Origin of the sequence: Coleofasciculus sp. FACHB-712, assembly GCF_014695635.1 — a bacterium.
GTDB lineage: Bacteria > Cyanobacteriota > Cyanobacteriia > Cyanobacteriales > FACHB-T130 > FACHB-T130.
In genome coordinates, this window is record NZ_JACJOQ010000588.1 from 1 (window position 1) to 11,901 (window position 11,901).

At 46.4% G+C, this 11,901-nt stretch carries 11 protein-coding genes and 1 riboswitch; of the genes, 3 read left to right on the plus strand and 8 right to left on the minus strand.

What is annotated here, in order from left to right:
* The 3 genes from H6F50_RS21460 to ntrB all read right to left on the minus strand — a co-directional run.
* Positions 1-686, minus strand: a 686-nt coding sequence (locus tag H6F50_RS21460; protein ID WP_190430272.1) for an ABC transporter ATP-binding protein, incomplete at its 3' end; no start/stop codon positions are given.
* A gap of 114 nt (positions 687-800) precedes the next feature.
* Positions 801-2,207, minus strand: a complete 1,407-nt coding sequence (locus H6F50_RS21465; RefSeq protein ID WP_190430273.1) for an ABC transporter substrate-binding protein — start codon at positions 2,205-2,207, stop codon at positions 801-803.
* A gap of 219 nt (positions 2,208-2,426) precedes the next feature.
* The gene (gene ntrB / locus H6F50_RS21470) at positions 2,427-3,281 is read right to left on the minus strand and encodes a nitrate ABC transporter permease (protein WP_190430274.1); all 855 of its coding nucleotides are present in this window, start codon (positions 3,279-3,281) and stop codon (positions 2,427-2,429) included.
* A gap of 104 nt (positions 3,282-3,385) precedes the next feature.
* Positions 3,386-3,607: riboswitch (cyclic di-AMP (ydaO/yuaA leader) on the minus strand.
* Between the two features lie 255 nt (positions 3,608-3,862).
* Between ntrB and H6F50_RS21475 the strand changes: the two genes are divergently transcribed.
* The gene (locus tag H6F50_RS21475; protein WP_190430275.1) at positions 3,863-4,144 is read left to right on the plus strand and encodes a DUF1830 domain-containing protein; all 282 of its coding nucleotides are present in this window, start codon (positions 3,863-3,865) and stop codon (positions 4,142-4,144) included.
* A gap of 168 nt (positions 4,145-4,312) precedes the next feature.
* Positions 4,313-5,590 carry an ATP-binding protein gene (locus H6F50_RS21480; RefSeq protein WP_190430278.1) on the plus strand — a complete coding sequence of 426 codons (1,278 nt, stop codon included), beginning with the start codon at positions 4,313-4,315 and terminating at the stop codon, positions 5,588-5,590.
* A 166-nt stretch (positions 5,591-5,756) separates the two neighbouring features.
* Here H6F50_RS21480 and H6F50_RS21485 read toward each other — a convergent pair whose 3' ends face one another.
* Positions 5,757-5,924: a hypothetical protein gene (locus tag H6F50_RS21485; RefSeq protein ID WP_190415143.1), complete on the minus strand. Its 168-nt coding sequence runs from the start codon at positions 5,922-5,924 to the stop codon at positions 5,757-5,759.
* A 352-nt stretch (positions 5,925-6,276) separates the two neighbouring features.
* Here H6F50_RS21485 and H6F50_RS21490 point away from each other — a divergent pair, with 352 nt between their 5' ends.
* Positions 6,277-7,539 (plus strand): pentapeptide repeat-containing protein, encoded by a 1,263-nt coding sequence (locus H6F50_RS21490; RefSeq protein ID WP_347277197.1) that lies wholly within the window; start codon positions 6,277-6,279, stop codon positions 7,537-7,539.
* A gap of 197 nt (positions 7,540-7,736) precedes the next feature.
* Here the strand turns inward: H6F50_RS21490 and H6F50_RS21495 are convergent, their stop codons facing one another.
* From H6F50_RS21495 to H6F50_RS21510, 4 genes are all read right to left on the minus strand, one after another.
* Positions 7,737-7,892: a hypothetical protein gene (locus tag H6F50_RS21495; protein WP_190430276.1), complete on the minus strand. Its 156-nt coding sequence runs from the start codon at positions 7,890-7,892 to the stop codon at positions 7,737-7,739.
* Positions 7,893-8,075: 183 nt separating this feature from the next.
* A complete protein-coding gene (locus H6F50_RS21500; protein WP_190430277.1) occupies positions 8,076-10,007 on the minus strand; it encodes an acetate--CoA ligase family protein in 1,932 nt (643 codons plus the stop codon).
* Between the two features lie 283 nt (positions 10,008-10,290).
* Positions 10,291-10,479 (minus strand): CsbD family protein, encoded by a 189-nt coding sequence (locus H6F50_RS21505; RefSeq protein ID WP_190415139.1) that lies wholly within the window; start codon positions 10,477-10,479, stop codon positions 10,291-10,293.
* A 149-nt stretch (positions 10,480-10,628) separates the two neighbouring features.
* Positions 10,629-11,453 carry a cyanophycinase gene (locus H6F50_RS21510; protein WP_190415138.1) on the minus strand — a complete coding sequence of 275 codons (825 nt, stop codon included), beginning with the start codon at positions 11,451-11,453 and terminating at the stop codon, positions 10,629-10,631.
* Positions 11,454-11,901 lie beyond the last annotated feature (448 nt).

Sequence of the window (11,901 nt, forward strand, 5' to 3'; positions counted from 1 at the left end):
ATCAGTATAATTCGGTCAGACATATACAGCGCTTCATCTACATCATGGGTAATCATCATCACTGCCTGCCGCTGATGTTCCCAAATATGCAGTACCTGCTGCTGTAATTTGCCTCTCGTTAAGGCGTCGAGTGCCCCAAAAGGTTCATCCATTAACAACATTTTGGGGCGAATTGCGAGGGCACGAGCAATCCCCACCCGTTGTTTCATGCCGCCAGAAATTTCATCGGGATATTTGTCAGCAGCTGCTGTTAAATTCACCATTGCCAGGTGTTCGTTCACAATGCTAATTTTTTCAGCACGAGAAGCATTTTTTAGCACTTCATCGACCGCCAGACGGATATTTTCTTTCACCGTCAACCAAGGCAGCAGTGAATAGTGCTGGAACACCATCATGCGCTCGGCACCAGGTTTACGAATTTCTTTACCTTCTAATTGCACTGAGCCGGAAGTCGGTTTTTCTAACCCGGCAACCATTTTGAGAAGCGTTGATTTGCCGCAGCCAGAGTGACCAATCACGCAAATAAATTCATCTTCACTCACACTAAGATTAATGCCATCCAGAACAACAAATTCACCTCCATCTGCTGTGGGATAAGACTTGCAAAGATTTTCTATTTCCAGAAATCCAGTGCGGTTGACACTTTGATTATTGGCATCCGTTGAGAATGAGGTGGATTTAGTCATATCATGCTCCTTCTGGGGACGAACTCTTGAGAATTTTAAAGGTATGAACGAGGCTGGCTTTTGCCAAAAAGTAAAACTTAGCCGAGCCGCTTGAACTGTAGCCAGTGCAGCTAATTAAGACAGAAAGAAACGAGCGGGACGGTTTGCCCGAATCTCAAAACCATTGACATATCCAACAGGATCGCTGGGGTCAAAACCTTTCTTATCAATAAATACTTGCGGTGGTTCAACTTTGTAATCTTCCTGGGGACACTCAATGCCCATTTCTGCGGCAATTTCTCGATAAAGATCGGTTCTCCAAGCTTGTTTTGCCAGTGCTTCTGCATTCTTAGGAAATTCTTTGATTTGTCCCCAACGAGCCGCTTGAGTCATTAACCAGAGACTTTCAGATTGCCAGAGAAAGGTTGAATGTTCTCCTGGACGTTTGGGAATGTTGTCAGGGAGATCGAAGAAGATTGTACTGTCCTCGGCTTTCGCAATCCGAGCTTTACCATCAAAACCGCCATAATTGTAGTCGCCAATAATTGCGGGACGAGTAAATTTGGGTTTGGCACCCGTAAAGGAACGCGCGGAAATGAGTGTTGCCACTTCTTCGCGGTTTTCAACCTTGCTGCAATACTGGCAAGCTTCAATCATCGCTTTGACGAGGGAACGATAAGTTTTGGGATTTTTTTGGATGAAAGATTCCATCACACCCAGCAGTCGATCTGGGTGTCCCAACCAAATTTCTTTGCCTTGAGCGAAGGTAAAACCAACACCTTCATTTCCGGTAATTGCGCGGGTATTCCAAGGTTCTGCCACCATGTAGGCTTGCATCGCTCCTATCCGCACGTTCGTCACCATTTGCGGTGGGGGAACGATGATGACGCGAAACTCTTTGAGGGGATCGACTCCGGCGGCGGCGGATAAGTAGCGGACGAAGTATTCGTAAATGGCAGAACTGAGTACAACTGCCCAAACTCGTTGTTCTCGCGGCTGCTTGTCAAAGTAGCTGCGGAAGTCCTTTCCAAAGGCTTCTAAATCGCCGTTATACTCCCGCCAGGGACGCAAACCTGCTTCCCACATTTTCCGGTTCATCGTCATGGCGTTACCGTGTCGGTGAATGGTCATGGCGGCGCAGAGAGGGGCATGGCGTGCGCCTTCAGCACCGATTCTGGCGTTGGTGACGGCACCAGAGACTACGGGGGCGGCATCAGTGCGACCAAAAATTACGCCGTCACGAGAGGTTGCCCAGCTAGCTTCCCGATTAAGTTGGACGTTGAGACCGTACTTGCGGAAAAATCCTTTTTTCCAAGCGATCGCAAACGGCGCACAATCATTCACTGGCACGTAGCCAACAATCAGATCGGGTTTTTCTAACGATCCTGGCTCTACGACTTGTTTGATGGATGCGGATTCTTCAGTGAGTCCTTTCGCTGAGCGATCGCCGCTAATCGCACAAGATGATAGTGCCATTCCTGCTGCTGTGGCACCCATACCCTCCAGAAATTTTCGTCGCGTCCAGTTTGTGGTGTCACTCATAATTCGTCCTTGCGATCCATTTCCACTCAGCTCAAGCCACTAGGTTTGAGCGATTACTGCTCATGAGTTCTCTGAAAAAATTGACGCCGTAGGTACTACGTCTCTCAACCCACTCGTTTGAGCGGTCAGCGTTACCACGACGCCCGTGAGTCTCGCTCACACTAGCGATTTCTGTTAGAGCAGAATCATCCCTACTCAACAGAGGTTTACAGAAAATTATTAGACAGAGGTTGCCCTAGGGCGACGGTGAGTAACCAAAGCTTCAACTTTGCCTAGGGCGTAGTCCAGCAGTAGTCCTGTCAGCCCAATCACTACCACTGCCAAAAATACTGAGCTTAGGTTTAAGCGACTCCATTCATCCCACACAAAAAACCCAATCCCGATGCCGCCTGTGAGCATTTCTACAGCGACAATGACCAGCCATGCAATCCCCAAACTAATCCGTAAACCAGTGAAGACATAAGGCAAACTCGCAGGCCAAATAATCTTGGTAATTCGTCGCCAACGGGGCATTTCTAGCACCCTTGCCACATCGAGGTAATCTTTGGAAACGCTAGAAACACCGAGAGCAGTGTTAATAATGGTGGGCCACAAAGAGGTAATGAAGATAACAAAAATTGCTGACGGATCTGCTAGGTTAAAAATTGCTAAAGCAATGGGCAACCAAGCTAGGGGCGATACTGGCTTGAAAATCTGAATTATGGGATTGAGTGCCATCATTGCTTGCTTGGACATCCCAATCAAAAATCCAATGGGAATGGCAACAACTGCACCTAACAAAAATCCCAGCAATACTCGTCGAAGGCTTGCCAGTAGTAACCAACCAATCCCTAGATCGCCAGGACCCCGTCGGTAAAAGGGGTTCAGAATGTAGTCTAAATTCTTGACAAACGCCTCTGGTGGGGTGGGTATTAATTCATGCTTGAAAAGCGCAACAATCCACCACAAAACGATAATTCCTAAAAAACCAAGGGCGGGGAGGACGACGACATCCCGAATCAGAACGGGTTTTGCCCGTTTCCAGGCTACCTGTCCAGCAACTGCAATCGCAGACAAATTCAGCTGCAATATCATTATGAAGCTCCTCAGAGTCACTCTTCAGGTACAAAAAGTAGAGCAGTACCAGCCGGGACACTGACAAGTTCAGAACATTTCAAAAAATGAAAAATGCTGACTCTTCAGTCTCCTCTCAATGCCTACGAAGTTAGCTGACGGGCTAGAGCTGAGAGATGCTCTTCTCTAAGGGATAAGGGATGAAGGATGAATAAACAGTTTTTTATTCCGCCTTACACCTTTTGCCTTACTCCTGGCAGAGATACGCCCCATTAATTGGTTCCTCCGTTCCAGCGCTTATACAGAGCGATCGCTTGCTAAGACGCTGAATTAGGCTGACTTACTCGGATTAACCGATAATTTTAGCACGCCTTTTTAAGACAGTCCACCTTTCCGAAGACATAGCTTTCTAGCGATCGCTTCTCCAACAAATTCACAATAGTTTACGAACTTTTTGAGGCATTCTAGTGATGTTTGTATTCTGTACTACATCTTGCCTTCCTTCAACCCCATCTTTAGGTAGAAGCCACTTGAAGCAGTCGGAGTTTATATTATCTATCTTGTTAATTAGCCAATTTTATCGATCGTTCAAGGCACCCAATATGATGTCAGAATCCTCCTCTTTGGTTTCTCAACCTTCCGAACAAATCCTTTGTTTTTATACAAATTGCACAAATAAGATTCAAATTGTTAAATTTGATAATACTCAAGACTTAAACTTTGAACGGATTGTTTTCCCTGGTCAACGTTTATTGTTTAAAGCCTTACCGGACTGCCAACTAGAAATACATACTAATCCAACAAAAAGTTCTACTGAAAACTTAGCTTTAATAGAAGTAATTCCCTGCGATCATCTCCGCGTACATGAAGAAATGAACGCCTGAAAATGAAGTTTTTAACCCTTAGGGTGGCTTTTGATTAAAAACATTTTAAGAGCTTATAGGCGAAGTATTTGGGCGCGAAAACAAGAAGGACAAACAAATTAGCTACTCCCCAAGCTAATCTTAGGCTATGGAGAGCATTTGTAAACGAGTCAATAGCGCCAAAAAATGATGGATTTTAGTCAATTACTGATCGATAAATCTGCCACGATTGTAGAGAAATGGATTGAAGCTGTCCGTGCTGATAGTCGAATTGAGACCGCAGCAGAATTATCTTACAAGGGTTTGCGCGACAGCCTCCCCCGTGTCCTCAAGGCATTAGCGACTGTACTTTCTAAGTTTCAAGACAGTGATGTTCAGTCGTTAGTAGATGCAAGTTTAGAACATGGTATACTTCGGGCTGAACAAGGTTACGATCCAGTAGAAATTGTCCGCGAATATCGAATTTTACGGGAGACAATTGTTTCTACGTTAGAGGGAGAGTTGCTAGACTCATCACCGATTGAGATAATCCGAGTCATTCGTCTGATTGATACAGTAGTGGATGAAGCGATCGCTCAATGTTTTAAAAGCTATATGGATGAGCGATTGCACGAACTCCAACAGCTGCAAACTCAGTTAAAATTGACCAATCAAGAATTAACTCGTTTGCTTCGCGCGAATAAAGATAACCTTTCTCATCTAGCCCACGAATTGAAAACTCCTCTCACTTCAATTATTGGCTACTCAGATTTATTTTTGCGCCAACAACAACGGAAGCAGGAGGAGAGTGATAACCTTCCGAATCTAGAACACATTGAGAAAGTGCTACGAAATGGACGACAGCTACTTCGATTAATCAACGATGCGTTGGAAATCTCTCGCTATGAAGCGGGGAAAATGAAATTGCAGCCATCTGTAACAGATGTACGCTCTTTAATTCAGAATATCCTGGAAATGGTAGAACCTTTGGCGGATTCCAAGGAGCTACAGATAATCGTTGATTACGATTCAGCTAGCGCCGATAGCTGTGCTGCTCTTCGAGAAGGACTACACCCAACATGCGCCCCCGATCGGGTGCTGACAGATCCGCTGAGACTACAGCAAATTATTACTAATCTCTTTAGTAACGCGATTCGTTACACCGACTCTGGAACGATTAAATTAAGGTGCCAAACGCTATCAGATAAAGAGTGGGCGATCGCTATCAGCGATACGGGAATCGGCGTTCCTCCAGAAGACCAAGCTCGTATATTTGAACCCTACTTTCGCTCTATCCCCCAAGAAAAGTCTTTCCTTCCGGAAAGTACAGGTTTAGGATTAGCGATTGTCTCGCGGTTGGTAAAATTATTACAAGGAAGAATAGAGCTAGTTTCACAAGTAGGCATTGGCTCCACCTTCACTGTCATTTTACCGTTAGCAGTGAATACTTCTGAGGAAATCGTGACGCCTTCAACAACCCAGGTATAGCACTTTCAACTAATTTTTAAAGATGAAACCCCAGACTCCTTAGAACAGTCTGGGATTTGAACTCTAAACTCGAATCAAATAGCGATGAAGCCTGTTTTCGGGAAACAACTGCTAGTTTAGGGTCAAGCAGACGACCTGCAAGACTCTCCAAAATTCTTGAACCCCTTCAAAAGCCGTAGGTGCCCGTGCGGGAGCGTAGGTGCAGCCTTGGAGAGTCAATAGAGCGAAACACTGGCTGCTGTTGGGGGTGCATCCACTTCAACCCAACCCAGACGTAAAGATTGGTCAGCCAGCCAAGACTAACCACCTGAAATTCTCGAAGGGGTGGAGTCACGATTGAGCGTTAGGTGAATTGGAAACAGGAGGAATTTGACAAGCAGAAAACTGAGTGTTGCGATCGCTCGTAAACTTTACCATGCGATTTCTTTGCTAGCGTATGCCGCGATCGCTCGGCGGCTGCTCATCTACCTTCGATCGGCAGGCGAGTGAAAAGTTGTACTTCGCGTATGATGAGTAATCAGCTGCTCAGCACTGGGAATAATAACTTAAGAGTTGAAAGCGGTTATTTTTAAAGTGCTGAAAAAACAATTAAAAACATTTCCAGAAAATCCGAGCGGGGAAAAACCTATTCGAGCTGACTTGAATAGCCAATACCTAAGGGGGCACAAACCCAGGGGGCATACGCCGTGATTGTAGACTTGAAAGAAACTGAACTCAGGGGAGCTTTTCTTAAAGGGAAGGAGCTGAGGGGAGCAGACCTAAGAAGGGTAAACCTCAGCGAGGCGAACCTCAGTTATGCAGATCTCATAGAAGCAGACCTAACAGAGGCAAACCTGAATGGGTCAAATCTAAGTGGAGCCTGTCTCAATTTAGCAAATCTGAGCGAGGCAGACCTGACGAAAGCAGACTTGAGTGGAACCACCCTGATTGGAGCAGATTTAACAGCAGCCAACTTGAGCGGAGCCAACTTGAAAAAGGCGAATCTGGTTGGAACTAATCTGGAAAATGCTAACTTGGCTGGAGCGAACCTGGTAGGAGTGGACTTGAGCGCAGCCGAGCTAAAGGGGGCTATCCTACAAAAGGCTGTCTACAATCAAGAGACTCGATTCCCTCCAGACTTTAACCTTCAGGAAGCGGGGGCTTACTTGATTGCCTCTGGCACTTTACTCATCGGCGTCAACCTGAGTGAAGTCGATCTTAGTGGGGTTTATTTAAAGTCAGCCGACCTGAAAGCAGCAAATTTGATGAGGGCAAATCTGGTCGGCGCAAATTTGGAGAACGTTAACTTGGCGGGTGCCAATCTGGTTGGAACCGATTTGAGTAAAGCCAAGCTGAGAGGAACCATTCTAGAAAAAGCTGTCTACACGCAAGAGACTCAATTTCCCTACGAGTTTGACCCCAGTGAAGCTGGAGCTTACTTGATTGCTGCGGGTGTATCCCTGCCTGGGGTTAATTTGAGCGGAGTCAATCTGAGCGGAGCCGATTTAAGGGCGACCAATCTGCGAGGGGCGAAGTTACGAGGAGCAAACTTGAGAGGGGTAGACTTAAGCAAAGCTAACTTGAGGAAGGCTGAGCTGGATGATGCCAACTTGAGCGGAGCCGACTTACGAGGGGCGGACTTTACGGGAGCCATTTTGAAGCAGGTGAACTTCAGCGAGGCGGATCTAAGAGGAGTAGACTTAACGCGAGCCGACTTGAAGGGAGCCAATCTAAGTAGAGCCGACTTGAGAGGAGTAGACTTGACGGGAGCTAGCTTGAAGCAGGTGAACTTAAGTGAAGCCGACTTGAGGGGGGTAGACTTGACGCGAACGGATTTAAGGGGAGCCAACCTAAGTGGGGCAGACTTGACGGATGTGGATTTGAGTCGGGCGATGCTCAAGGGTGCCGACCTGACAGAAGCCAACGTTCCGCAAGAAAATTTCTTTAACTTAGAAATAGAGGCGCGATGAAGCTTAAAGCGATGTGCGATGGATGTGCGATGAATAGGGGGGCGAATAGATAATCGGAGTATTCACCCGGAGACGATCTCCATTATTTTTTCTTGCGAGTCCAAAGATCCGTGAACATCATGGTCAACCCGCCGATAAAAATTGCGATCGCCATCCCGCCTGCCGTAACATTCATCCAATCAATATTTTCCATCTGATTATTCAGCCGTTTTTTTGAGCAACGGTACTAGATTAGCAACTTTGGCATCCAGACAAACATTTCCGCCCAGAAAAGCGCGAACTAAGCGAACATTAAAGGTTCTGTAACCTGCTCCTGGCAAGTTTTGCTTGCGTGCTTGCTGGTGCGCTTTCAATCGTCCGGTGCAAGATGCGAACTCAAGGGACTTATTTTGCTCGAAGCAGTCTTAGACCTAGCCAGAATCGCCCCTTAGAAAGCGACAGGCGAGGGGAACTATCTTCAAACCCCTCTCCGATACGGAGAGAGGTTTGGCTACAGATCTGCCCGCTTGTGTCTTCCAGAGACTTGTACAAAAGGTTTAGTGTCTGACTTCAAACTCAGGTGAGATTTTCGGAATTTCTTTGAGATAAACCCGCGAAAAAGGTTCGGCTGAGCCAAGCTGGTACTGTTCAAGCAAGCCATGAGAGCGGATGGAGATAGTGTCTCCTTCCTTAATCACGACAGTAGAGTCGTGGAGAATGTCTCTCGCCAGCATCATCTCGGTTTCCGTAGGATTATCCAAGATTACAAGATTGCTCCCGTAGTAGAACATCCCATCTGCCTCTAGTACGTCTTCTGTGTACTCGACAATCAGCAGATCGAGCTGGGGATTCCGGAGCAGGTTTTGAACGTTACTGTTGTAATCTTTGTTCAAGTTTTTCTGGGAACGATTGACGAAAACTCCATCCCGACAAACTGCGCCAATTGTCCAGTCGGGGTGTTGCATCAGGATATCGTCAATGACTTCTTGAAGTTCTTGAACTGAGATCCGGTTGAAGGTGATGAAAGGTATTCTGGCTTTTTCGGCGGAGTCAAAGAAGGTTTCCAGAATATGGGAAGGCACATCGACGCTGTCACCAACGGCGGGTCTAAGATGCATATAGATGCCGGGGGCGGCGTTAATTTCGATGATGCCAAACTCACCATCCTTCCAAGATTTGGATAAATCTTGGGCGATGACATCAATACCGAGGCAAGTCAGGCGGAAATGCTGGGCGATATCTTGCGCCAGGATAATGTTGTCCGGATGAACAGTGCTAGTCTTATCGATGCTCAAGCCGCCAGCCGATAGGTTGGCAACTTTGCGAAGATAGACGGTGCGATCGCTTTCAATCACGCTATCCAGACCTAATCCCTGTTCTTCTAAGTACATTTCCATCGCTTCATCGCACTGGATCTTGCCCATTGGCGACGTTGGTGTATCTATCCTGTCTGGCTTCCGATTTTCCTGCTCGATCAATTCCGCAATCGTCGAGTGTCCATCACCCACGACTGATGCGGCGCGGCGTTCCGTCGCGGCGACGAATCTACCATTGACGCAAAGCATTCGAAAATCTGACCCTTTGTAGCTTTTTTCGACGATGATCCGGACTGGCTGCTCTTTAGGAATCGCATTGACTGCCCTGCTAAAGGCATATTTCAGTTCTTCTGAATCTTGCACATCAGCCGTTACCCCAATTCCTTTGTGGCCCACTACCGGCTTCACAGCGACGGGATAGCCAATCTCTCTAGCGGCTGCGCGAGCGTCTTCCAGTGAAGCGACGATGTCACCTTTGGGAACGGGGAATCCCAAGGTACCTAAGAAAGCTTTGCAGTCATCTTTGCGAGTGGTAAAGTCCGAATCCAGATGGCTATCGCAGTCAAAAGTCGTTGCTATCCCACGAATCTGCTTTCTTCCATAGCCATATTGAACCAGTCCTTCGTCCCACAGATAAAAAACGGGAATTCCTTTTTCATAAGCTGTACGCCACAGTGCATAGACTGTCGGCCCGCCGTAGACGGAGTAGCGGAACTGATCCTGCATTGCCTTGAACTGATCGTCAATCCGAAAATCTTTGCCTTGAGCGATCGCTTCAAACCAATCCCAAACACTGTAAACGACTGCCCGACTGGTGCGTGCATGAAGCGATTCTACGGCAATCTTCGTGCAAGCGGGAAGTTGCTTGATACTCCAGTGCTTGAGGTGCAGCCCCATGTCCAGTTTTCCCACTTCTGAAACGGTTCGAGCGAACAGTTGGGCATAAGATTCGTAGGTTTCATCGCGCAAATGGGGGTAGCGATCGCCAATAATCGATACATAATCGCTAATCGCCGGAGGTTGCGCGGACTCAGTCAGGGCGAAATCGAATATTAGCGCCCCCGTCTGCAAATACGGGTTTGGCCCCATGTAATGCTTGAAGTTAAAGATATCGAATGCATCCGTTTTTCTCGCATTGACACGGACTGCATCGGTCATTATCTCTCTGCTCATTGAGTATCTCCCGTTTTTAAACACCCTTTTTATTAACTTGGCGACTCGCTTACTTGAGCCTAATTCGATTGCATAACCTTTTCAGCTATCAAAGGGCAGAGTCAAGTCAATTCTTTTTTATTGGATTTAATGGTGAATGGTTCGTTGCCTTTCTACCATTTGCGATCGCCATTGCCCAAATCGCTAAAATTTCTTTAATAAAAAACTTTAAAACCCATTTTCTTTAAGAAAATGGGTTTTCTAAGATTTGTGGAGTTTCCCCCTTGAAAATTTGATACAAAACCTAAGCTCGATCTACAATTTCTTTTGCTTTATCTTTGAGGTCTTCTTTTAGATGCATAGCAGCAGCTTCATCCTGCTTCATCTGACCTTCTGCTTGGTCTTTTTGGTCGCCGGTTACATGACCAAGCCCCTCTTGCACCTTGCCTTCTATGTTTTTAGCAACCGCTCTGGCTCTATCTTCTACGCTCATTTTTAGCTCCTTTACAAGGATATGTAATTTCTTATACTACTTCCAGTATAAGAAGCTTATGGGTAAAAAAGACATCCCTCGGCAGTTAGATTTTAAAGGCACAGGTAGCATTTAAAAAGTAGGATGGAAAGTGCCCACCCTACTTTCAATTAATCAAGAATTGGCTTGCGAGTTTTCAGATCAAATTTGTATCCGTGTGGAAGAATATGAAGCTTGGCTCCGCAAACTGCCAAAGGCTCATCCTTCAAAATGTCACCGATGTTGCTATGGGTCAGCTCTGACTCATCGACAATCGTGACAGCTCCTTCCCCGATTACTTCAAACTTGTTATCGCTGACCGCGATCGCTGTATTCTCGTCAATCCCAAATCCTAAGACAGCAGGCTGCTGTGCCAAGGCAGAAATTAACCGTCCCAGACGCCCACGCTGTAAGAAATGCTGATCGATGACCACTCCTGGCAAGAAGCCCATACCGGGACCCATCTCTACCACTTCAACCCGTGGATTTGTCTCAGAGTCGCCTTCAACGATCATGACATCTGGCATCATCGCAGCTCCCGCACTGGTGCCTCCCACCACGATTCCTTCAGCGTACCGTCTGTGAATCGCCTCATCGATCTGGGTACCCTTCAGAATGCTGGTGATGCGAGCCTGATCTCCGCCGGTAAAAAATACACCAGTGGCTTTCTCAATTGCCTCCAAGTAAGTGGCTGAAGTTGCATCTTCCCGCTCAACAGTATCAACGATACGAACGTCTTCGGCTCCCAGCCGCTCAAACACTCTGATATAGTTCTCTCCCACTTCTCTGGGCAGCTCTGTCGCCACGGTCATGACGACAATTCGAGCTTTAGTACCCCCGGCGCGGCGAACAAACTCTCGGAGGATTGTGCAGTCTCCCTCCTTGTCTTCTGCACCCCCGATGATCACCAACTGCCCGCTAGGTTTATTCGCTGGTACGTTTTCTTGAGCTTCCATTGATTTTATGTCCAGGTATTAATGGTTGTTTTGTGCATAAAAATACCCAGGAGATATAGAAGACTCCCAGGAAATTTTTTATGTTTCAGATTGGCTGTCCTGAATAACTAAAATAACTGCATACCGTTTGCCGCAGCTTCTTTCTAGGGATATAACTTGCAGCAAATCTGTAATTTAAAATACATAAGTCTATTTTGAAGTTTTTGACCGCTGAGCATAAATTAAGCTTGTAAGGCTGCAAAACTATATAGCTTACAATTCATTAAACTTAATCGGAAATAAGAGGTTGTAGAGAAAAGTGGGATGTTTCTATTCCTTTCACCCTAAGTGTCACCAGCTAGCGATAGCTGAGACGGAAGTTGTGCAATCCACAAGCCGTTTCCATCACATCATCAACATAATGAGCAACCCGATTCCTAAACTTGTCCACCACAATCTTGCATCGCTT